The organism is Kitasatospora sp. NPDC091276 (assembly GCF_040684355.1).
Taxonomy (GTDB): domain Bacteria; phylum Actinomycetota; class Actinomycetes; order Streptomycetales; family Streptomycetaceae; genus Kitasatospora.
Genome location: NZ_JBFBFU010000020.1, coordinates 28323 through 50113, shown reverse-complemented (window position 1 = coordinate 50113; position 21791 = coordinate 28323). Strand labels below are relative to the sequence as shown.

General features: G+C 73.1%; 15 protein-coding genes and 1 pseudogene. 4 read left to right on the top strand and 12 right to left on the bottom strand.

Annotated features, from left to right (window positions below; translation table 11 throughout):
- Positions 1-24 precede the first annotated feature (24 nt).
- Positions 25-3303, bottom strand: a complete 3279-nt coding sequence (locus AB0O19_RS24325) for an SdrD B-like domain-containing protein (protein WP_363622283.1) — start codon at positions 3301-3303, stop codon at positions 25-27.
- A 160-nt stretch (positions 3304-3463) separates the two neighbouring features.
- The gene (gene glnA, locus AB0O19_RS24320) at positions 3464-4876 is read right to left on the bottom strand and encodes a type I glutamate--ammonia ligase (RefSeq protein ID WP_063347323.1); all 1413 of its coding nucleotides are present in this window, start codon (positions 4874-4876) and stop codon (positions 3464-3466) included.
- Between the two features lie 263 nt (positions 4877-5139).
- Between glnA and AB0O19_RS24315 the strand changes: the two genes are divergently transcribed.
- On the top strand, positions 5140-5607 hold the full coding sequence (locus tag AB0O19_RS24315) for an RDD family protein (RefSeq protein ID WP_350885262.1): 468 nt from the start codon (positions 5140-5142) through the stop codon (positions 5605-5607).
- A gap of 125 nt (positions 5608-5732) precedes the next feature.
- Here AB0O19_RS24315 and AB0O19_RS24310 read toward each other — a convergent pair whose 3' ends face one another.
- The 7 genes and pseudogenes from AB0O19_RS24310 to AB0O19_RS24280 all read right to left on the bottom strand — a co-directional run bounded on the left by AB0O19_RS24310 (position 5733) and on the right by AB0O19_RS24280 (position 13458).
- Positions 5733-6422, bottom strand: a complete 690-nt coding sequence (locus AB0O19_RS24310) for a DUF4191 domain-containing protein (protein WP_063347321.1) — start codon at positions 6420-6422, stop codon at positions 5733-5735.
- Between the two features lie 200 nt (positions 6423-6622).
- Entirely contained in the window at positions 6623-6802 is a 180-nt protein-coding gene (locus AB0O19_RS24305) for a hypothetical protein (RefSeq protein ID WP_363580931.1), read from the bottom strand.
- Positions 6803-7026: 224 nt separating this feature from the next.
- Entirely contained in the window at positions 7027-7980 is a 954-nt protein-coding gene (gene lipA, locus AB0O19_RS24300; protein ID WP_063347320.1) for a lipoyl synthase, read from the bottom strand.
- A 210-nt stretch (positions 7981-8190) separates the two neighbouring features.
- On the bottom strand, positions 8191-8988 hold the full coding sequence (lipB, locus tag AB0O19_RS24295; protein WP_363622281.1) for a lipoyl(octanoyl) transferase LipB: 798 nt from the start codon (positions 8986-8988) through the stop codon (positions 8191-8193).
- 189 nt (positions 8989-9177) lie between these two features.
- Entirely contained in the window at positions 9178-11085 is a 1908-nt protein-coding gene (locus AB0O19_RS24290; protein WP_363622279.1) for a GAF domain-containing protein, read from the bottom strand.
- A gap of 59 nt (positions 11086-11144) precedes the next feature.
- Positions 11145-12511, bottom strand: a pseudogene (locus AB0O19_RS24285) (MFS transporter).
- A 185-nt stretch (positions 12512-12696) separates the two neighbouring features.
- Positions 12697-13458: a 3-hydroxybutyrate dehydrogenase gene (locus AB0O19_RS24280; RefSeq protein WP_363622278.1), complete on the bottom strand. Its 762-nt coding sequence runs from the start codon at positions 13456-13458 to the stop codon at positions 12697-12699.
- A gap of 310 nt (positions 13459-13768) precedes the next feature.
- Between AB0O19_RS24280 and AB0O19_RS24275 the strand changes: the two genes are divergently transcribed.
- Positions 13769-15673: a regulator gene (locus tag AB0O19_RS24275; protein ID WP_363622277.1), complete on the top strand. Its 1905-nt coding sequence runs from the start codon at positions 13769-13771 to the stop codon at positions 15671-15673.
- Between the two features lie 166 nt (positions 15674-15839).
- On the opposite strand, the gene AB0O19_RS24270 is transcribed toward AB0O19_RS24275, so the two are convergent.
- The 3 genes from AB0O19_RS24270 to AB0O19_RS24260 all read right to left on the bottom strand — a co-directional run bounded on the left by AB0O19_RS24270 (position 15840) and on the right by AB0O19_RS24260 (position 20016).
- The gene (locus AB0O19_RS24270; RefSeq protein WP_363622275.1) at positions 15840-17063 is read right to left on the bottom strand and encodes a cation:proton antiporter; all 1224 of its coding nucleotides are present in this window, start codon (positions 17061-17063) and stop codon (positions 15840-15842) included.
- Positions 17064-17245: 182 nt separating this feature from the next.
- Positions 17246-18577 carry an NAD(P)/FAD-dependent oxidoreductase gene (locus AB0O19_RS24265; protein WP_363622274.1) on the bottom strand — a complete coding sequence of 444 codons (1332 nt, stop codon included), beginning with the start codon at positions 18575-18577 and terminating at the stop codon, positions 17246-17248.
- Between the two features lie 533 nt (positions 18578-19110).
- Positions 19111-20016: a TIGR01777 family oxidoreductase gene (locus AB0O19_RS24260; protein ID WP_363622272.1), complete on the bottom strand. Its 906-nt coding sequence runs from the start codon at positions 20014-20016 to the stop codon at positions 19111-19113.
- A 64-nt stretch (positions 20017-20080) separates the two neighbouring features.
- On the opposite strand from AB0O19_RS24260, the gene AB0O19_RS24255 reads away from it, so the two are divergent.
- Together AB0O19_RS24255 and AB0O19_RS24250 are read left to right on the top strand one after the other, a co-directional pair.
- Positions 20081-20578, top strand: a complete 498-nt coding sequence (locus AB0O19_RS24255; RefSeq protein ID WP_363580948.1) for a GNAT family N-acetyltransferase — start codon at positions 20081-20083, stop codon at positions 20576-20578.
- A 119-nt stretch (positions 20579-20697) separates the two neighbouring features.
- Entirely contained in the window at positions 20698-21765 is a 1068-nt protein-coding gene (locus tag AB0O19_RS24250) for a DUF2510 domain-containing protein (protein WP_363622270.1), read from the top strand.
- Positions 21766-21791 lie beyond the last annotated feature (26 nt).

Genomic DNA, 21791 nt, shown 5'->3' with positions numbered 1-21791 from the left:
GTGTTCAGTTGTCCGTCGTCGGTGTCAGCTGTGTCGTCCGGGCCGCCGGTAGACCACCGCGCACAGCGCCACACCGCCCAGGACGGCGAGGGCGCCGAGGGCGGCGATCAGCGCGTCGGGCGCCGAGCCGCCGGTGTTGGGCAGCGTCCCGCCGCTCGCCGACGGACTCGCGCTGTGGGTCGGGCCGGCGGTCGGGGTCGTACTGCCGGACCGGGTCGCGGTCGGCGAGGGGGACGTCGACGGCGTCGGCGAGGACGTCGGCGACGGGGACGACGTCGGGGAAGGCGAGGAGGTCGGGGACGGGGACGGCGACGGGGACGGCGACCCGGTGGGGGTGGTCGGCAGGATCACGCCCATGTCGAGGTCGAGGTCGCGCTGCCCTCCGCTGAGCGTGACGGTCTGGGTGATGCCGGTGGCCGGGTCGGCGTCCGAGTCCTTGGCCGGATCGGTGCCGACGCCCCGCTTGGTGACGACGGCGCCGTCGGGCAGGGTGGACAGGTCGAACTGCACCGCGTAGCTGCCGTCGGGCAGGTGGTCGAAGAGGTAGTGGCCGTTCTGGTCGGTCACCGTGGTGACCGGCTTGCCGTTCTTGTCGCGGACGGGCTGGCCGTTGCCGTCGAGCAGCTTCACCGTGACGCCGGCGATGCCCGGGTCGCCGGGCTTCTGGATGCCGGAGCCGTCCACGTCCTGCCAGACGAAGTCGCCGAGCGCGTTGTCGGAGGGCTTGGTCTGCTTGACGGCGACGCCGACCTTGGCCGGCTCGGCGGGCAGCAGCTGGCGGCCGCTGGCGTCGGTGGCGGTGAAGGCGAAGCTGTTCCAGGCGTACTCCCCGTCGGGGGCGTCCACCGAGGCGACCATGGGCCAGGTCAGGGTGAAGGCCTCGCCGGAGGCCAGGCTGCCGGGGCGGCGGACCCGGAACCAGGTGGCCGTTCCCGGGCCGGGGAAGGTGCTGCTCCAGGTGGCGCTGCTGTTGCAGCCGGTCCGGTTGACCAGGGCGGCGTCGACGCACGGGTTGGGGTCGGTGGTGTACTCGATCCCCACGGTCGGGTCGCTGGTGGTGATCGGCTGGCTCAGCGACGGGGTCCAGGCGCTGCCGCGCGGAGCGTCCTGGGTGAGGACGTAGTTGTCGCCCGGGGTGGGGAGCTTGTCGTAGGCGATGAAGTCGGTGACCGGGTCGGGCGAGTCGTTGCGGACGGTCATCCGGTAGGAGATCCGGCCGCCGGGGGTGGCGCTGCCGATGCTGACGTAGTCGGCGTCCAGGTCGCCCATGACCTCCTTGTACGAGCGCAGCACGCTCGGCACGTCCACCTGGATCCGGGAGGAGGCGTGGCACATGAGCTCGGAGGTGTCGCCGTTGCCGTTGAGGTCCAGCACGTCCGGCGTGCTGCCGCTGTCGGAGCCGGAGAACATGCAGGAGACCGGCGCGGTCGGCTGGTCGACGGTGACGTAGATGTCGTTGGTCAGCTCGCCGGAGCGGATGCTGCTGGCCACCTGGACGTCGAAGAGCATCCGGTAGGCCAGCGCGTCGTGCAGGTACGTCATGTCGGGCGCGCCGGGCGGCCATTCCATCCGGACGATCTGGCGGCCGTCCGGGCCGGGGGTGACGGTGATCGACTGGGGGGCCTTGGCGTCCGGGTAGTTCGGGTCCGGGCGGGCGGAGCCCTCGACGTAGACGACACCGGCCGGGAGCACGTCGTACAGCACGAGCGGGCGGGTCAGGTCGCGGCCGCTGCGGTTGTACGGGATCACCTGGAAGGTCGCCATGCCGCCGGGTGCGGAGAGCTCGCCGGCGACGGTGGTCTTGGCCGCGCCCAGGTTGGTCGCGGCGGTGACGGTGGTCGAGGCGCAGGCGTTGGCGGCGGAGGTGCTGGTGCCGTCGCCGGCGGTGGTGTCCAGACAGTTGGTCAGCGGGCTGGGGGCCGGGCGCCCGTCGTGGCCGGGGGTGACGACCTGGGTGATCACCTGCACCGAGTTGCCCGGGCTCCAGCCGGTCGGGATGGGGCCGTCCCAGGTGAACCTGAGGCCGTCGAGCCGGCGGCCGGCCGGGATGCCCAGCTCGTCGCGGGTCGGGTCGCCGGCGCCCTGGACGAAGGTGATCCGGCGGGCGCTGGACCCGTCCAGCGGGCTGGACGGGCTGAAGGTCAGCCAGGTCGGGTCGCCGTCGAGGCGGTACTGCAGCGTGAGCCCGATGCTGGTCGGGTTCCACGGCTCCAGCTGGAGGGACTGCGGGAAGAGCCAGTTGTACAGGCCGTCGGTGGTGCCGGCGCCGGGGTCGGTCATGGTCAGGCTGGTGGCCGGGCCGGAGGTGTTGGTGGCCGACAGGCTGAAGGAGTCGAGGTCGCCGGAGACGACGCTGTCGCGCCACACCTTGCTGGCGGTCACCATCACACCGGTGGCCGGGGGCCGGAACTGACCGGTGGTGGTACTGGCGGTGTCGAGCTCGCGCTCGGCGTCCGGGCCGATCGGGTCGCCGTACAGGTCCACGGTGTTGTCGGAGGTCGTCCCGTCCGGGAAGTCGGCCTCCGGGTAGTTGACGACCAGCACACCCGGCAGTTGGCAACCGCCGCGGCCGTTGCCGGAGCGGAACTCCCCGATGTCGTAGCCCCAGGTGTTGGGGCCGGGCGCGACCTGGCTCCAGCCGGGCGAGCGGCCGGTGTCCACCACGGCGCCGGGCGGCAGGGTGTCCAGCAGCCGGCTGGTGTCCAGGTCGACGTTGGGCACCAGGTCGGTGGCGCAGGCGCTGAACTGGTAGGTGACGGTGCGCCCGTCGCTGCTGGAGGTCTGGATGCCCTTGGTCACCGTGTACTGCGGCTGCACCTGGGCCTTGGTGTCGGCGGTGGCGGTCTGGCTGGGCTCACCGGTGGCCGTCATGGTGGCCGAGTTGGTGGAGGCCGCCCCGTCGGGGGTGGTGAAGTTCGGGTACTTCATCGTCACCGTGATGGTGGCGGTGGTGCCCGGGCTGAGGTCCTTGAGCCTGATGTCCATGGTGCCGCCCATCGCGCCCGCGGCGGGCACCGTGGAGGCGGCCTGGTCCACCGAGGAGGGGTCGGGCGTCCAGCCGACGAACTGCATGTTCGACGGCAGGGTGTCGGTGATCCGCCCGTCGGTGCACTCGGTGATGGAGCAGGTGTACCGGAGGGTGTAGGTGACGTTCTCCCCCGGGGAGACGGTCGCCTTGTCGACGGATTTGGTGAAAGAGATCGCGGCCTGGGCCGGTGGCGCCAGCACGCTGCTGCCGAGCAGCGAACCGGCCAGCAGGGCCAGCACCGAGGCGATCCGCCCGGTCCGGAAGTGAATGCGCATCTCGGAAGTTCATCCGACCGTCCGACCGTCCCTCCCCCGACGCAACGCACAACCCCACACTTTCACCCGATCGGCCCCACCCGCCGAGAGGGCCCCGCCGCGCTCGAGAAGAGCGCGACGGGGCCCTGAACAGGCTTCGTGCCCGCACCGGCAACCGCGATTAGAGGTCGTAGTACAGCTCGAACTCGTGCGGGTGGGGGCGGAGGGCGATGGGGGCGATCTCGTTGGTGCGCTTGAAGTCGATCCAGGTCTCGATCAGGTCCGGGGTGAAGACGTTGCCGGCGAGCAGGTACTCGTGGTCGGCTTCCAGGGCGTCGAGGACGGCCGGGAGGGAGGCGGGCACCTGCGGGACGTTGGCGTGCTCCTCGGGGGCCAGCTCGTAGAGGTCCTTGTCGACGGGCTCCAGCGGCTCGATCTTGTTGCGGATGCCGTCGAGGCCGGCCATCAGCATGGCGGCGAAGGCCAGGTACGGGTTGGAGGAGGGGTCGGGCGCGCGGAACTCGATGCGCTTGGCCTTGGCGTTGGAGCCGGTGATCGGGATGCGGATCGCGGCCGAGCGGTTGCGCTGGGAGTAGACGAGGTTGACCGGCGCCTCGAAGCCCGGGACCAGGCGGTGGTAGGAGTTCACCGACGGGTTGGTGAAGGCCAGCAGCGAGGGGGCGTGCCGGAGCAGGCCGCCGATGTAGTAGCGGGCGGTGTCGGAGAGGCCGGCGTAGCCCTGCTCGTCGTAGAAGAGCGGCGAGCCCTCGGTCCACAGCGACTGGTGGACGTGCATGCCCGAGCCGTTGTCGCCGAAGATCGGCTTGGGCATGAAGGTGGCCGTCTTGCCGTTGCGCCAGGCGACGTTCTTGATGATGTACTTGAACAGCATCAGGTCGTCGGCGGCGTGCAGCAGGGTGTTGAACTTGTAGTTGATCTCGGCCTGGCCGGCCGTGCCGACCTCGTGGTGCTGGCGCTCGACCTCGAGGCCGGACTTGGCCAGTTCGAGCGACATCTCGGCCCGCAGGTCGGCGAAGTGGTCCACCGGCGGGGTGGGGAAGTAGCCGCCCTTGTACTTGACCTTGTAGCCGCGGACGTCGCCCTCGGCGGCGCCGGAGTTCCAGGCACCGGCCTCCGAGTCGATGTGGTAGAAGGACGCGTTGGCGCTGGTCTCGAAGCGGACCGAGTCGAAGACGTAGAACTCGGCCTCGGGCCCGAAGAACGCGGTGTCGGCGATGCCGGAGGAGGCGAGGTAGGCCTCGGCCTTCTTGGCGACGTTGCGCGGGTCGCGGCTGTAGGCCTCGCCGGTGACCGGGTCCTGGATGAAGAAGTTGATGTTGAGGTGCTTCTCGACCCGGAAGGGGTCGAGCCGAGCCGTGGCGAGGTCCGGGACCAGGGCCATGTCGGACTCGTGGATGGCCTGGAAGCCGCGGATCGACGAGCCGTCGAACATCAGGATCTCGGACGGGTCGAAGGTCGCCGCAGGTACGGAGAAGTGCTGCATGACGCCAGGCAGATCGCAGAAGCGGACATCGACGAACTTCACGTCGTTGTCCTGAATGAACTGCTTCACTTCGGCGGCGTTGTTGAACATCCATCCTCCTCGGCGTGCGAATGGGGCTCACCCTAGGAACGGGCCGTTTCCGGCCGGTGACCCGGTCGTTTCATAAATGTTAACCACGCCCGCCGATCGGGTGGCAAAGATGTACGGGACGGGGCAAAACGTACCGCCGTCAGGCTCGGCTCTCCACAAGTGGTCTGGACCACTTGGAAAGCTCCGGCGGCACGATTCACCCGCCCGTGGCGTTCGGGGGAGCCGGTGGCGGTCCGGACGGGTCGCCCGGTTAGTGTGGATTCGTGGACACCAGAGAAGCGTTGGGATCGTGGATCGACGGCCCGAAGGCGGCCGCCGAGAAGATGGGAGCCGACTTCGGCTTCCGCGGCGAGCGCCTCGGCCTGCCCAAGGAGGGCCCCGGCTCGATCGCGGGCCCCGGCCGCCGGATCGGCGCCCTGTTCGTGGACGGCTGGCTGGTCGCGCTGATCGCCTACGGGCTGATCGGCAAGGGCAGCCCGGCCGAGGCGAACCTGTGGACCAGCCCGCTCTACTTCCTGGTCGCGGCGGTGCTGCTCGCCACCACCGGGACGACCGTCGGCAAGCGGCTGTTCGGCCTCCGGGTGATCCGCCTGGACGGCGGCCGCGCGACCATCCCGCAGGTGCTGCTGCGCACCTTGCTGCTCTGCCTGGTGGTGCCGCCGCTGGTCTGGGACCGTGACACCCGCGGTCTGCACGACAAGGCGGTCGGCACCGTCGAGGTCCGGATCTAGTCGGGATCTGTCGAGGCCCTGACCCGGTCCGGATCCAGGGCCGGACGACCTTGCCGCACAACACTGAACGGCCCCGCTGCGGGATCTCCGCGGCGGGGCCGTTCAGTGTTGTGGTCGGGGGAGCGTCAGCGGGCCTGGCCGCCCTTGGGCATCCGGGCACCCTTGGGCATCGGGCCCTTGGGGATCGGCGCCTTGGAGAGCAGGTCGCCCAGGGCGCGCAGACGGTCGTTGGTCTCGGTGACCTGGGACGCGGTGATGGCGCGGGGCAGTCGCATCAGGTGGATCTGCAGCTTCTTGAGCGGGATCTCGCCCTCGCCGGTACCCACCACGATGTCGTGCACCGGCACGTCGCCGACGACCCGGGCCATCTTCTTCTTCTCGGAGGCCAGCAGCTGGCGCACCCGGTTCGGGTTGCCTTCGCCGATCAGCGCGATTCCGGCCCGGCCCACCGCACGGTAGACCGCGTCCTGGTTGCGGGTGACCGCGACCGGGGTGGAGTTGGAACTCCAGCCGCGTCGGATGTTGTTCAGCACCGCCGCAACGGCGCCCGGCTGCCCTTCCATCTGTCCGAACGCCGCGCGTTCGGCCCGGCGCCCGAAGACGATCGCCATGGCCAGGAAGGCCACGATGAAGCCCAGGATGCCCAGGTAGATCGGGTGGTCGATTGCGAAGCCGATGGCGAGGAACACGCCGAAGGTCAGCAGGCCGACGCCGGCGATGATCAGGCCGATCTTGGTGTCGACCTTCTTGGTCATGGTGTACGCCAGGCGGATCTGCTTCAGTCGCCCGGGGTTCTCGGATGTTTCCCTCGCCATAACGCTCATGGTACGTGGCACGGGTACGGGATAACCAAGCCCGGGTACCCGTTCGCCTCGATCCGTGACTCGTGTGCCCTGTGCCGTCGCACACAGCGACCGTCGGCCACGGCGAACGGCCCCCGGCGCGGTCGCGTCGAGAACGTCACCGTCGAGAACCGTCGAGGACTGTAGAGGACTGTAGAGAACCGTCGGGGACCTCACCGTCGTGGCGGTGACGTCGTCGCCGCCCGCGCGTCGTGGCGGCGGTCCGCCGCGTACTGGCGGTTCTCGCAGACCGCCGCCCAGGCGTTGCGCCGGGCCTGCTGCTGGCCACCCGCCAGCAGGACGCTCTCGGCGAGCCGCAGCGCGACCCCCACCGACCGGATGCGCATCCGCATGCCGAACAGCTCCCCTCGTGGCTGAGAAGAATCGAACGATCGCAACGAGTCCATCGTCACCATCCCGTGTTACCAGGCGGTGACCAGGCAGTCAAAGCGCGGTGAAAACCAAAAGGGCGGAGCCGAGGCTCCGCCCTTCGCCCGCATGCGGGTGGCTCAAAAGCACCGGATCAGCAGGATCGGCGGGCTCAGCCGACCCCGCTGCCCCAACCGGCCCAGCCGGATCAGACCGCGGCCTGCGCGCGCCGCTCCAGCGCCTGCCGGTACAGTCGCCCGGCCCGGTAGGAGGAGCGCACCAGCGGGCCCGACATGACCCCGGCGAAGCCCAGCTCCTCGGCCTCCTGCTGGAGCTCGACGAACTCGTGCGGCTTGACCCAGCGCTCCACCGGGTGGTGGCGCAGCGAGGGGCGCAGGTACTGGGTGATGGTGATCAGCTCGCAGCCGGCGCCGACGAGGTCGGCCAGCGCCTGGCTGACCTCCTCGCGGGTCTCGCCCATGCCGAGGATCAGGTTGGACTTGGTGACCAGCCCGGCCGCGCGGGCCTGGGTGATGACGTCGAGCGAGCGCTCGTAGCGGAAGGCCGGGCGGATCCGCTTGAAGATCCGCGGCACCGTCTCGACGTTGTGCGCGAGCACCTCGGGGCGGGAGGAGAAGACCTCGGCCAGCTGCTCGGGCACCGCGTTGAAGTCGGGGATCAGCAGCTCGACGCCGGTGCGGCCGCTCTCGCGGTCGGCGGTCAGCGCGTGCACCTGGCGTACGGTCTCGGCGTACAGCCAGGCGCCGCCGTCCGGCAGGTCGTCGCGGGCGACGCCGGTGATGGTGGCGTAGTTGAGGTCCATCGTGACGATGGACTCGGCGACCCGGCGCGGCTCGTCCCGGTCGAACTCGGCGGGCTTGCCGGTGTCGATCTGGCAGAAGTCGCAGCGGCGGGTGCACTGGTCGCCGCCGATGAGGAAGGTCGCCTCGCGGTCCTCCCAGCACTCGAAGATGTTGGGGCAGCCGGCTTCCTGGCAGACGGTGTGCAGCCCCTCCTTCTTCACCAGCGACTGGAGGGCGTTGTACTCCGGCCCCATCTTCGCGCGGGTCTTGATCCACTCGGGCTTCCGCTCGATGGGGGTCTCGCTGTTGCGGACCTCCAGGCGGAGCAGCTTCCTGCCGTCGGGCGCGACAGCGGACACGTGCGACTCCTAGAACTAGACGGGGTACCCCCAGGGTACGCCTGTGGTTGTAAGGCCTTTGCGCGGCCTGTTGCCCCGCAATCGCAGGGCAACAGAGCTACTGGCCGGTAGATTCCCGGGGGAGAACCCGGAACAGGACACGGGGAAGAATCCGGAGCAGGACCCGAGGACGGGCCCGAGGGCGGACTCGGGTGAGGACCCGGGCCCGGGTCAGCGGGTGAGCGCGGGTTCGGGCAGCTCCGCGAACACGTCCGCCAGGTGCCGCTCGACCATCGGCAGCGCCTCGCCGACGGTGAAGTCGCGCCCCAGCTCACCGGCGAGCGAGGCGACGCCGGCGTCCCGGATGCCGCACGGCACGATCCGGTCGAACCAGGTCATGTCGGGGTCGCAGTTGAGCGCGAAGCCGTGCATGGTGACCCCGCGGGCGACCCGGACGCCGATCGCGGCGAGCTTGCGGTCGTCGCCGCGCTGGCCGGCGTTGGACGGCGCGTACTCGGGGCCGGCCAGCCGCGGGTCGATGCCCAGCGGCAGGCCCATCCGCAGGGTCAGCTTGCCGATGTCCACCACCTGCGCCGGGTCCACCACGGCGTCCGGGATGGAATCGCCCAGCACCCAGACGCCGCTGCGGCCCTCGACCCGGGTGGTTCCGACGCCGAACCCGGCGCAGGCGCGGATCAGCGCCTCCTCCAGCCGGCGGACGTAGGCGACCACGTCGATCGGGTCGGGCAGCTTGACGATGGGGTAGCCGACCAGCTGGCCGGGGCCGTGCCAGGTGATCTCTCCGCCCCGGTTGACCTCGACCACCGGGGTGCCGTCCAGCGGCAGGTCGGCGGGGTTGGTGCGCTTGCCCATCGTGTAGACGGGCTGGTGCTCCAGCAGCAGCACGGTGTCGGGGATCTCGTCCGCGACTCGCAGCGCGTGCAGGCGCTGCTGCTCCTCCCAGGCCTCCTGGTAGGCGATGGCGCCCTCGCCTGTCCCCATTCGAACGAAACGCACGTTCTCGCTCACCGCTGCCGCTCCTTGCCAGGCGTTCGAGACCAACCTCGCCACTGTACGCCCACGCCCGTACGGACGGTTCAGCCGCCCGTACGGGACGTTCGGGCACCCGCACGGGCCGCGCCCGCAAGGGTCGATCAGCCCCTCCGCAAGGGTCGATCAGCCCTCCGTAAGGGCCGCTCAGCCCTCCGCGAGGACCGCTCAGCCCCCCGCGAGCAGTTGCAGCCGCAGCGCCAGCTGGAGTTCGAGCGAGCGCTCGGGGTGGTTCCAGTCCGGGCCGAGCAGCGCCTCGACCCGGTCCAGCCGCTGGACGACGGTGTTCACGTGGACGTGCAGTTCGTCCTTGGCGCGGGTGAGGCTGCCGCCGCAGTCGAAGTAGGCGCGCAGGGTGCGGACCAGTTCGGTGCCGCGCCGGGCGTCGTAGGCGAGCAGCGGGCCGAGCGCCGAGCCGACGAAGCCGTCCACGTCGTGCCCGTCGCCGAGCAGCACCCCGAGGAAGCCCAGCGCGCGGGCCGAGGCGCCCTCCCCGGCGCGGCCGAGCACCCGCAGCGCCCGGACGCAGCGCAGACCCTCGGCGTACGAGGCGGCCAGCGCGGGCGGGCCGGCGGCCGGACGGCCGGCGCCCACGGTGACCGGGAACCCGGCCAGCCGGGCCAGCCGCTCGGCGGCCTGCCGCGCGGCCTCCTCCGGGTCGCCGGCCTCCGGCACCAGCAGCACCACCGCCTCGCCGTGCTCGGCGCTGACGCCCCGGGAGCCGAACAGGTACCGCCGGGCGGCGCCTGCCAGCCGGCCGCGGTCGGGGACGGGGGGCCCGGCGGGTTCGGCCGGTTCGGCGACCAGGACCAGGTGCGGGCGGGCGAGGTCGACGCCGAGCCGGCGGCCGCGCGCGGTGAGCCCGGCCGGATCGCGGTCGGGGGCGGTCAGCAGGTCGGTGAGCAGTTCGCCGCGGACCCTGTTCTCGGTCTCGGCCACCGAGCGGCGCAGCAGCAGGAGCAGCGCGGTCACCACGCTGGCCCGTTCGAACAGGCGCCGGTCCGCGTCGTCGAGGCCGGGGCGTCCGCGCAGTACCAGGGTGCCGAGGGCGTCGTGCCCGGCCAGCACCGCGCACACCCACAGCTCGCCGTGCCGGACGGACCGCCCCTCGGCCCGGGACGCGGCGACCGCCTCCGCCAGTTCGCCGGCGGGTGCGGACCGCCCGGCCAGCGGCTCGCCCTCGGCGTCGAGGACCGCTATCTCGCCGCCCAGCAGGGCCGCGACGGCGGCGGCGACGTCCGGCACCTCGGCGCCGCGCAGCACCAGGTCGGTGAGCCGGTCGTGGGCCTGCTCGGCGCGCTGGACGGCGGCCGAGTGGGCGCGGACCAGTTCGTTGGCGCTGTTCAGTTCGGCGAGCGCGGCCCGGGTGTCGGCCAGCGACTTGGCGGTGTCCAGGGCGATCGCGGCGTGCGCGGCCAGTGTGCACAGCAGCGCCACCTCGTCGGGGGAGAAGGCGCGGGGCGAGCGGTCGGCGGCGAACAGTACCCCGATGACCTCGCCGCCGAGCAGCAGCGGCACCCCGATGATCGCCACCAGGCCCTCGTCGAGCACGCCCGCGTCGATCGTGCCGGTGTGGTGGAACCGTTCGTCGGTGCGGTAGTCGGGGGTGGCGTACGGGCGGGCGGTCTGCGCGACCAGGCCGCCCAGGCCGTGGCCGAGACTGAGCCGCAGGGTCTGGAACAGGACGGAGACCGAGCCGTCGGTGACCCGCATGTAGGTGTCGCCCGCGGCCTCGTCCGGCAGGGTCAGGTACGCGGTGTCGGTGCCGAGCAGCATCCGGGCGCGACGGACGATCGCCTGGAGCACGGTGTCCAGCTCCCGGGAGGCGGCGAGGTCCCCGGCGGTGTCGAACAGTGCGGTCAACTCCGCCTCCCGGCGCCGGTGTTGACGCAGCGTGCGGTGCACCCGCAGGGCCTGCCAGGTGGCGTCGTCGATCTCGGCGAGGACGGCGGCCGGCGCCCCGCGGCGGCGGGCGTCGGCCAGCACGTCGGCGAAGTCCTCGGTGGCGGCGCCGGAGGCGAGCAGGTCGAGCAGCCGCCGCAGCGCGGGCGCGGCGCTTTCGTGAGGGTGGTTCATGGTGCGTGCCGCCAATCGGCGTCGGGTCCGACGGAAGCGCGATCGTAGCGGCTCCGCCGTCAGGCGGTGGCGGGCTTGGCCGCCACGGCGGCGGCCTCCGCCTCCACCGCCGCCTCGACGTCCGCCAGGTCGCTGCCCCTGGTCTCCCGCCCGCACAGCACCGCCAGCACGGTGATCGCCGCCGCGATCGCCACGTACACCGAGATCGGGGTGGCGTTGCCGTAGTCCTTGAGCAGCGCGGTCGCGATCAGCGGCGCGGGCGCGCCGGCGGCCACCGAGGCGAACTGGGCCCCGATCGAGGCGCCCGAGTAGCGCATCCGGGTGGCGAACAGCTCGGAGAAGAACGCCGCCTGCGGTGCGTACATCGCGCTGTGGAAGACCAGCCCGACCGTCACCGCGACCACCAGCTGTCCGAACGACCTGGTGTCCACCAGCCCGAAGAAGACGAACGCCCAGACGCCCACCCCGACCGCGCCCACCAGGTACACCGGCTTGCGTCCGACCCGGTCGGACAGTGCTCCGAACAGCGGGATCAGCGCGAACTGGATCGCGGAGCCGATCAGTACGGCGTTCAGCGCGGTCTGCTTGGAGAAGTGCGCGTGGGTGACGGCGTACGTCAGCACAAAGGTGGTCATCACGTAGTACGAGATGTTCTCCGCCATCCGCGCGCCCATCGCCACCAGCACCTCCCGCCAGTGGTTGCGCAACACCGCCACCAGCGGCGGCTGTTCGGCGGTCCTCCGCTGCTGCTGGGCCGCCAGCGCCTGCTTGAACAGCGGCGACTCGTCCACCGCCAGCCGGATCCACAGCCCGACCCCGACCAGCACCGCCGACAGCAGGAACGGCACCCGCCACCCCCACGACAGGAACGCGTCCTCCGACAGCACCGCCGTCAGCAGCGACAGCACCCCCGCCGCCAGCAGGTTCCCGGCCGGCGCCCCGCCCTGCGGCCACGACGCCCAGAACCCGCGCCGCCGCTGGTCCCCGTGCTCCGACACCAGCAGCACCGCCCCGCCCCACTCCCCGCCGAGCGCGAAGCCCTGCACCAGGCGCAGCACCGTCAACAGCACCGGCGCCGCCGCCCCGATGGAGCTGTAGGTGGGCAGCACGCCGATCAGCGTGGTCGACCCGCCCATCAGCAGCAGCTGACGACGAGCAGCTTCTTCCGCCCGACCCGGTCCCCGAAGTGCCCGAACACCAGCGCCCCGATCGGTCGCGCGGCGAACCCGATCGCGTAGGTGAGGAAGGACAGCAGCGTCCCCGTCAGCGGATCGGTGTTCGGGAAGAACAGCTTGTTGAACACCAGCGCGGCCGCTGTTCCGTACAAGAAGTAGTCGTACCACTCGATGGTGGTCCCGATGAGACTGGCGGCCACGACCCGAGGGAGTGAGCGGGTGGCTGCCGTGGCTGGTGCGGAGGCGTTCATGGTCACCACTTCCGGGCCGGGGGGAGGATGTCGCCCCCAGGGACGTCGCCCCGAGGAGTGTCGTCCCGAGGGGCGCCGCCCCAAGGGACGTCGCCACAAGGTAGGGAGGCGCGTTCCCCGGGACTATGTGGGCCGCCCACATAGTCCCGGGGGTCGGTCTGGGGAGGACGGCCAGGTGCCGCCGCTCAGTGCGCCGTCCAGCCGCCGTCGACGGGGAGGCTGGCGCCGGTGATGTAGGAGGCGGGCGGGGAGCAGAGCCAGAGGGCGAGTTGGGCGATCTCCTCGGGCTCGATGAGGCGCTTGACGGCCGTGCGTTCGAGCATGATCTGCTCGACGACCTCGTCCTCGCGGATGCCGTGGGCGAGCGCCTGGCTCGCGATCTGCTTCTCCACCAGGGGAGTTCGGACGTAGCCCGGGTTGATGCAGTTGCTGGTGACGCCGTAGGGGGCGCCCTCCAGGGCGACGGTCTTGCTGAGGCCCTCCAGCGCGTGCTTGGCGGTGACGTAGGCGGACTTGAAGGCGCTGGCCCGCAGGCCGTGGACGGAGGAGATGTTGACCACCCGGCCCCACTCCTGCTCGTACATGTGCGGGAGAGTGCGGCGCAGGATGCGGAACGGCGCCTCGACCATGACGCGTTGGATGAGGGTGAAGCGGTCGGGCGGGAACTCGTGGACGGGCGCGACGTGTTGGAGACCGGCGTTGTTGACCACGATGTCGGCGTCGGCCGGCAGGGCCTCCACGGCCTCCGGGTCGGCGAGGTCCGCGACGACGGCGCGGCCGCCGATCCGCTCGGCGAGCTCCCGGGCCGGTCCGGCCGCGAGGTCGACGACGTAGACCCGGGCGCCGGCCTCGGCGAGGGCCTCGGCGCAGGCCCGGCCGATGCCCGAGGCGGCCCCGGTGACCAGGGCCGTCCGGCCGTCGAGCGGGCGGGCTGTAGTGGTGTCCATGGCCGAGAACGCTAGGAAATCCGGGGGCCCGGCTCCCATGTGGTGGTCCACCACAGCAGCCCGGTGGGCTGTGGTGTTCACCGCCATGACGGCCGATCGACGGTTCGACCGCGGAAGGCCAAACCCGCGCCGACCGCGCTTCCCCACAATGGGCGCGGTTGCTTCACCCGTTCGGAGGATTGCTCGGTCAGATCCACCCATAGCGCCCGAATGCTCGCTACATTCACGCCGATTCCCGACAGGGGGCGCCGCCCCAGGCAGCCGAAGTGCTGGTAGAGCCCGGTGCGACGTCCGAGAGGTGTTGACTGACATGCCCCAACGGCCTGCAACCGACAGCCCGGCGTACGGACCGCTCGACCCGCTCGGCCACCACCGAGGCCCGGTCGGCCGGACCCTGCCGGACGCCCCCGACGCCCTGACCGCCGACGCCCCGACCGCCGACGAACTGCGGCTGCCCGCGCAGGCCACAACCGACCGGCACGAACCCGCCGTCCCCGCCCCCGGGCCGGTCGGCGGCCACTCCGGGCACTCCGGCCCGGCCCCGCAGAACGGCCAACTCGCCGCGCTCATCGAGGAAGCCGGCTTCTCGCACGCGGGCCTGGCCCGCCGGGTCGACCAGCTGGGCCTGGAACACGGCCTCGACCTGCGCTACGACAAGACCTCGGTCACCCGCTGGCTGCGCGGCCAGCAGCCCCGCGGCGCCACCCCCGCGCTGATCGCCGAGGTCTTCACCCGCCGCCTCGGCCGCCGCCTCACCGCCCAGGACCTCGGCCTGGACGCCTGTGCCCCGGTGTACGCGGGCCTGGAGTTCGCCGAGACCCCGCAGGAGGCGGTGGACATCGTGGCGAGCATGTGGCGCAAGGACAACGGCCCGCAGTCCGAACTGCGCCGGATCGCCTTCACCCCGGCGGGCCTGGTCGTCCCCAGCCGGGACTGGCTGATCGGCCGCACGGACGAGCGCGTCGCCCGGGACGGCTCGACGATGGCCCGCCCCGACGTCGCCACCGGTCCGCCCACCGGTCCGCCCGCCGCCACTGTCGGTACCACCGGCACCGCGGCATCCGCCGTGACGGCAGCATCCGCAGCATCCGCCGCGCCCGCCCAGAGCGTGCCCCCCGCGCCCGGCGCTCCCCCTCCGAGCCCGGCGCGCGGCCAGGCCCACCACGGGGCCCCCGGCATGCGCCCCGTGCCGGGCGCGGCCGGCCCCGCCGGGCCCACCATCGGCCGGGTGCCCACCCAGAGCCGGCGCCCGCCGACCGCCGTCGAGCCGCCGTACACCGAACCGGCCCGCGAGTCGCGCCCCGCCCTGCGGGTCGGCCGCGGCGACATCGCCGCCATCCGCGCCGTCGGCGACCTCTTCCGGGCGCTCGATCACGCCTACGGCGGCGGGCACGCCCGGCAGGCGCTGGTCCGCTACCTGGAGAGCGAGGCCGAGCCGATGCTGCGCGGCCGCTACGGCGAGCAGATCGGCCGGGCGCTGTTCGGTGCCGTCGCCGACCTGACCAGGCTGGCCGGCTGGACGTCCTTCGACATCGCCGCGCACGGCCTCGCCCAGCGCTACTTCGTCCAGGCGCTGCGCCTGTCCCAGGCCGCCGGGGACCGCGCGCTCGGCGGGTACGTCCTGGTGACGATGAGCCAGCAGGCCGTCCACCTGGGCCACGGCCGGGAGGCCGTCCAACTGGCCAGGGTCGCCCAGCAGGGCGTGGGCACCGCCGTGCCGCCGGTGGTCCAGTCGCTGATGCACGCCGCCGAGGCGCGCGGGCACGGCCTGCTGGGCGACGTCCGGGCCTGCACCACCGCCCTGGTGCGCTCCGAGCGGGCGCTGGCCGCGGCCCGGGTCGGCGACGAACTGCCCTCCTGGGCGCGGTACTTCGACGAGGCCCAGCTCTCCGACGAGTTCGCCCACTGCTACCGCGACCTCCAGCAGTGGCGCACCTCCGCGCAGCACGCCGAGAAGTCGCTGCGGCTGCGCTCGCCCGCCTACGCGCGCAGCCGGATCTTCTGCCGGCTGGTGCTGGCCACCGCCCGGCTCGGCATGGGGGACCTCGACGAGGCCTGCACCATGGCCACCGACGCGCTGCGGGCGGCGGGGGAGATGCGCTCGGCCCGCTCGCTGGAGTACGTCCGGGACTTCCACCGCCGCCTCACCCCCTACCGGGGCAGCCCGGTGGCCCGCGCCTTCGAGGAGACGGCCCGCCAGGCCGGCGTGATCTGAGGACCTGTCGAAGAGGGGCCGGTCGGGCGAGCCCCGGCGGCCCTGGAAACCCGTCCGGCCCGGGTCCGCCCCGGGCCGAAGGGCCCGTCCGCCCGGCACCGGCTCCGGCTCCGAGTGCCCCGGCGGCGGGTAGGACCGCCTCGGCGACGGGCGGGGGCGAAGCGGCTCACCAGCTCTCGGCCCGGACGCGCGGCTGCCCGGCCTCCGGTGCGGGCGGCCGGACGCCGCCGCGCACCCGCTGCGCCACCAGCGGGAACACCAGCACCGAGAGCATGCCGGCGCCGACCAGCGCGGCCGCCGTCGAGGACGGCAGGTGGCCGTCGTCCACCTCGATGGTGGTGATCACCACGACCAGCGGCAGCGCCGTCGCGCCGTAGAGCCCGAGCGCCGTGCGGTCCCGCCGGCCGAGTCCGGCCGGGGCGAGCAGCCCGGCGGGCAGCCCGCGCACGGCCAGGAGCAGCAGCAGGAACACCGGGACGAGCAGTATCGTGCCGGGGTCGTCCAGCAGGGCGGACAGGTCGAAGTTCATCCCACTGACCACGAAGAACACCGGCACCAGGAAACCGAAGCCGATGCTCTCCAGCTTGGCCTCGATCACCTCCTCCTCGGCCCGGCGGATGTCGGAGAGCAGCAGCCGGGAGACGATCCCGGCGGTGAAGGCGCCGAGCAGCATGTCCAGGTCGAGCCAGATCGCGGCGGCCACCATGACGGCGAGCACCAGGATCACCGCCCGGACCGCGAACTGCCCGGAGGTACGCAGGGTGCGCTCGATGAGCCGGGTGGCCCAGGCGGGCCGGGGGCGGCGTGCGCCGAGGACCGCGACGGCGGTGATCACCGCGAAGGCGCCGAGGATGACGGCCGTCCGGACCGGGGAGTTGCCGCTGAGCAGGATGGCGATCGCGATGATCGGCCCGAACTCGCCGACCGCCCCGGTGGCCATCACCAACGATCCGAAGGGGGTGGGCAGTTCGCCGGAGTCGCGGAGGATCGGCAGGATGGTTCCGAGGGCGGTGGTGGTGAGCGCGAGCCCGGCGAAGGCGCCGTTCAGCGGGTCCCGGTTGACCAGCGCGCCCACGCCGAGCGCCGCCACGAGCGTGACCAGCCACGCGGTGCCCGCCCGTTTCAGCGGGCCGCCGCGCAGCTTGGCGAAGTCGATCTCGTACCCGGCCAGGAACATCAGCATGGCCAGGCCGAACTGGGAGAGCGCGTTGACCAGGTCGTCGACGTGCGCCCAGTTGAGGACGTCGGGGCCGATCAGGACGCCGAGCAGGATCTCGAACACGACGGTCGGGACGGCGATCCACCGCAGCAGGCGGTCGGCGAGCAGCGGCGCGGCGACGGCCGCGGCGGGGATCAGGATCAGGGCCACCGGCTGGACGGCGGCGCTCACCGCGCAACCGGCCGTACGGTGTAAATCATCCGATGAGCGGTCATGTCGGCATCCTGGCATGTCGCCGCTCCGTCACCCACCGGCAGGTCGTCAGCGTGTCCCCGGAGCCGGAGCCGGAGCCGGAGCCGGAGCCTGCCGGACCGGGAGCCGGACGGGGAGCCCGCAGGCCGACCCCGCCAGGCTCAGGCCGCCGCCTCGGCCTCCCGGGCGTTGGTCGGGACGCCGAGGTCGCGCAGCACCGCCTGCGCCGCCCGCCGCCCGGAGACCAGCGCGCCCTGCACGGTGCTGGTGTCCCGGTGGTCCCCGGCGACGTACAGCCCGGCCAGCACCCGCACCGGGCGCCGGGGGTTGTGCGGCGGCGGCATCGCGGGCAGCGCGTCCGGGACGTGCCGCACGTTCAGGAACTGCCAGCCGGTGGTCGAGGCGCCGTACAGCTCGGCGAGCCGGGCCCGGACCGCCGGTTCCAGCCCGGCCGGGCCACCCGAGTCGAAGGAGCGCCGCCCGAGCACGGTGGTGGCGATCAGTGCCTGCCCGGCAGGGGCGTACGAGGGGTGCAGTTCGCTGAGCACCAGGGAGTGCGAGACCAGCGGCGGCTGCCCGCCGGGCCGGTCGCCGTCGAGCAGCAGGACGGCCTCACCCAGCGGGGTGCGGTCGGCCGCGTGGTAGAAGGTGGTGACGGGGTGGAAGTCCGGCAGCCGTAGCCCGGGCAGCAGTTCGGCGGCGGAGCGGGCGTCGGTGGCGAGGACGACGGCCTGGGCGCCGATCCTCCCGTGGGTGGCGGTCTCCACGCCGTCGGCGGCGATCGAGGTGACCTGAACCCCGGTGCGTACGGTGCCGGCGGGCAGGGTGGTGGCCAGCTGGGCCGGCACGGCCGCGATCCCGCCGGCGGGCAGACAGAGCCGCCCGCGCGCGTAGGAGCGCAGGACCAGGTCGGCGATCCGGCTGCTGGTGCCGAGGGCGGGGTCGCTGAGCAGCGCGCTGAGCAGTGGCCGTAGGAAGCCGTCGAGGGTGCGCGGGGCGAGCCCGTGGCCGGCCAGCGCGCGGGCGGTGGTGGTCTCCGGGCGGGCCTTGAGGCGGCTGGCGGGGGTGGTGGCGAGCCGGCCGAGCCAGCTGCCGAGCCGGGCCTTGTCCAACGGGCTGCCGAGTGGGGCCCGGGTGGCGGCCTGCCGGGCGGTGGTGAGCTGAGGGTCCCCGGTGCGGTAGCGCCGGCCGCCGCTGTGCACGAGGACTCCGGCGGCGAGCGGGCGCAGGTCGAGGCGGTCGAGGTCGAGGACGCGGCGGAGTTCGGGGAAGGCGGTGTTCAGCAGGTGGCTGCCGTCGTCGAGCCGGAATCCGTCCAGTTCGCGGGTGGCCATCCGGCCGCCGATCCGGTCCGTGGCCTCAAGGATCTGCACGGTGAGGCCGCGGCCGGTGAGCGTGCGTGCGGCGGCCAGGCCGGCGAGTCCGGCGCCGATGACGATGACGTCAGGGTCGGACGGGCGGCGGGCGCGGCGGGTGAAGTCGTATGTGGGCACTGGCGTGCTCCCTCCCTGGTCCCGGGGCTCCGGCCGACGCAGGCAGCGGGGTGCCGGGACACGGTCCGACGGTGTGATGCCCAGTCAGTGTGAGCATCAGACAAGCGCATCGGGCCCGATCCAAGGGGCGAGAGGGGGCGTGCGGCACCGGGCGGGAGCGCGGTCACGGACAGTGCGCCGTTAGGCCCGGGTTCCGGGGTCGGCGGGCGCGCACGGTCACCGGGGGCGTGCGACGCGCCTGGTGTGTGCTCCCATGCGCCCCCTCCCGGAGCCCCGTCCGACCCCCACCCGATCTCCGCCCGGCATATGCCCCTGGCCAGGGCGAATGCCGTAGCCACCGTACGCAGCGGGACGTACCGGAGCCCTGCGGCGGAGCCCGCGCCGGAGCCCCGCGGCGGACCGCAGGGCTCCGCGACGCCGGACGCCCCCAGCGTCACTCACAGCACCGTGCGCACCACCCCGGCGCCACTCACAGCACCGTGCGCACCACCCCGGCGCCACTCACAGCACCGTGCGCACCATCCCGGCGCCACTCACAGTGCCGCGCGCACCGCCGCGTCCACGTCCGGGTACGCGAAGCGGAAGCCCGCGTCCAGCAGCCGCCGCGGTACCACCCGGTGGCTGCCGACCACCTCGACCGCCAGCTCGCCGAGCACCACCTTGAGCACCGCCTCCGGCACCGGGAACGGGGTCGGCCGCCGGAGCACCCGCCCGAGCGCCGCCGTCAGCTCGGCGTTGGTGACGGGGTCGGGCGCGGTGAGGTTGACGGCGCCGGAGAGGTCGTCCCGGTCGATCAGGAACCGCAGCGCGGCGACCTGGTCGGCCAGTGAGATGAAGCTCCAGTACTGCCGTCCGTCGCCGAGCCGCCCGCCCAGCCCCAGCTTGAACAGCGGGAACAGCCGCGCGCCGGCCCCGCCGGCCGCGGACAGCACCATCCCGGTGCGCGGGTGGACGACCCGGATGCCGGCCAGCTCGGCCGGCCGCGCGGCCGCCTCCCACTCCACGCAGACCTCGGCCAGGAAGTCGTCGCCGGCGGGGGAGTCCTCGTCGATCACCCGGTCGCCGGTCTGCCCGTACCAGCCGACGGCGGAGGCGCTGACCAGTACCCGGGGCGGCTCCTTGAGCGCGGCCAGCGCGACGGCCAGCGTCTCGGTGCCGAGTGCCCGGCTCTCCCGGATCTCCCGCTTGTAGGCGTCCGTCCAGCGGTGGTCGCCGACCCCGGCGCCGGCCAGGTGCACGACCGCCTCGACCCCGGCCAGTCCGTCCTGCTCGACCTGGCCGAGCAGCGGGTTCCAGCCGATGGCCGTGCTGCCGTCGGGCTGCGGGCCCGTCCTGGAGCGGCGCCGGACCAGCCGGACCACCTCGTGGCCGTCCGCCAGCAGGGAGCGGACGAGAGCCGAACCGATCAATCCCGTGGAGCCCGTGACAGCGATGCGCATGCGTCCATCCTCCCAGTTCCCCAAGCCCTGTCATGTCGGCATGCGCCTCATTAGCATGACGCGCATGCACGAGGACAATCTGATCATCCGCCCAGCTCAACCCGAGGACGAGGGCGAACTCGCCGTTCTCAACCGTGCCGCCTGGTCCCCGCTGGCCGACGTCTCCCCGCAGCCGCCCGAGGAGGACGGCGTCTTCGACGAACGGCACACCCCGGAGCAGTACCTGGTCGCCCTCCTGGACGGCCGGGTGGTCGGCTACGTCCGCCAGGTCCCGCCGACCCCGCTGGCCAGCAACCGGCACGTCCGGCAGATCCAGGGCCTGGTCGTCGACGGCACGGCCCGCGGCCGGGGTGTCGGCCGGCGCCTGGTCGAGGCGGCCTGCGAGGCCGCCCGGGCCGCGGGCGCGCGCAAGCTGACCCTGCGGGTGCTCGGCTGGAACGCCCCGGCCCGCCGCCTCTACGAGGGCTGCGGCTTCGTCGTCGAGGGCTCGCTGGCGGAGGAGTTCCTGATCGACGGGTCCTACGTGGACGACATCTGGATGGCCCGCCGCCTGGCGGACTGACCCGCCCGACCGGCCTTGCCGCCCACCACATCTGACCACTCGTCAGATGTGGTGGGCGGTGCAGAGTCGTGACCGATCCGCTCTGTCTGGACCAGCACCCCGCCGGGTACCGTACGGCCGTGAGCAACTCGACGCCCCCCGGGTGGTACCCGGTCCCCGGTGCGGACGGCACCCCCGGTCACGAGCGCTGGTGGGACGGCAACGCCTGGACCAGCGAGCTGCGCCCGCTCCAGGGCGGCGTCGGCCACCTCGCCGACGCCCCCACCCAGGGCTGGCAGCCCCCCGGCCGGCAGCCCGGGTACGGCTACGGCGGTCCGCAGGACGCCCCCGGCTACGGCTACCCGGGCAGCGCCCCCGCCCCGGGCTACGGCTACCCGGGCCAGGACGGCTACTACCCGGCCCAGGACGGCTACCCCGCCCAGGGCGCGGGCTACGGTTACCCGGCGCCGGGCTACCCGCCGCAGCAGCCGGCGCCCCGCCGGATGAGGCCCGGCCTGGCCGTCGGCATCGCGGTCGCCGTCCTCGCCGTGGGCGGGATCGTCGCCGGGATCGTGCTCAGCGGCGGCTCCCCGCAGGCCGACCCGGCCCCGAACCCGACGGTCACCATCACCCGGAGCGGCCCCGCCCCGAGCCCCACGGTGGGCACGTCCGCCCCGACGCCGGCGCCCAAGCCGGCGCCGACCGTCAGGAGCACCGTCCCGGACTCCCAGCACGCGATCACCGTCCCGGTGTTCGACGGCTGGGACGTGGCGCCCAACTCCCCGCACTCCACGGTCTACCTGGGCACCGGCCGCTACACCTGCCCGGACGGCAGCTCCTGCATCCGCGGCCAGTTCTCGGTCGAGAAGGACACCGTCCAGGGCGTCACCGCCAAGACGGCCGCCGAGGCCACGATGCCCGCGTACGCCGGCCAGATCTTCACCGGGATCAGCTCGCACACCGACTCCGGCTCCGGCTACACGACCGTCGCGGGCGTGTCAGGCTACGCCGTGCGCTGGCACATCCGCACCGCGGACGGCACCCAGGGCTACGTCCTGCTGGCGGCCGTCCCGGCCAAGGGCGGCGGCTTCGTGGTGTTCGAGGGCGGGGTGGACGACACCCCGAGCGCGCCGGACGCGTCCGTGCTGGACCAGATCCTCAAGGGCGTCAAGCAGGACGGAACGTCCGGCGGCGGCAGCACCGCCTGACGCGTCCGGCCCCGCTCATGCCGTGG

Excerpts from the sequence above, each read along its gene's own strand:
- AB0O19_RS24275 (WP_363622277.1), top strand. The coding sequence starts at position 13,769 with ATGCCCCAACGGCCTGCAACCGACAGCCCGGCGTACGGACCGCTCGAC.
- AB0O19_RS24290 (WP_363622279.1), bottom strand. The coding sequence starts at position 11,085 with ATGAACCACCCTCACGAAAGCGCCGCGCCCGCGCTGCGGCGGCTGCTC.
- AB0O19_RS24310 (WP_063347321.1), bottom strand. The coding sequence starts at position 6,422 with ATGGCGAGGGAAACATCCGAGAACCCCGGGCGACTGAAGCAGATCCGC.
- AB0O19_RS24305 (WP_363580931.1), bottom strand. The coding sequence starts at position 6,802 with ATGCGGATGCGCATCCGGTCGGTGGGGGTCGCGCTGCGGCTCGCCGAG.
- AB0O19_RS24325 (WP_363622283.1), bottom strand. The coding sequence starts at position 3,303 with ATGCGCATTCACTTCCGGACCGGGCGGATCGCCTCGGTGCTGGCCCTG.
- glnA (WP_063347323.1), bottom strand. The coding sequence starts at position 4,876 with ATGTTCAACAACGCCGCCGAAGTGAAGCAGTTCATTCAGGACAACGAC.
- AB0O19_RS24260 (WP_363622272.1), bottom strand. The coding sequence starts at position 20,016 with ATGCGCATCGCTGTCACGGGCTCCACGGGATTGATCGGTTCGGCTCTC.
- AB0O19_RS24280 (WP_363622278.1), bottom strand. The coding sequence starts at position 13,458 with ATGGACACCACTACAGCCCGCCCGCTCGACGGCCGGACGGCCCTGGTC.
- AB0O19_RS24255 (WP_363580948.1), top strand. The coding sequence starts at position 20,081 with ATGCACGAGGACAATCTGATCATCCGCCCAGCTCAACCCGAGGACGAG.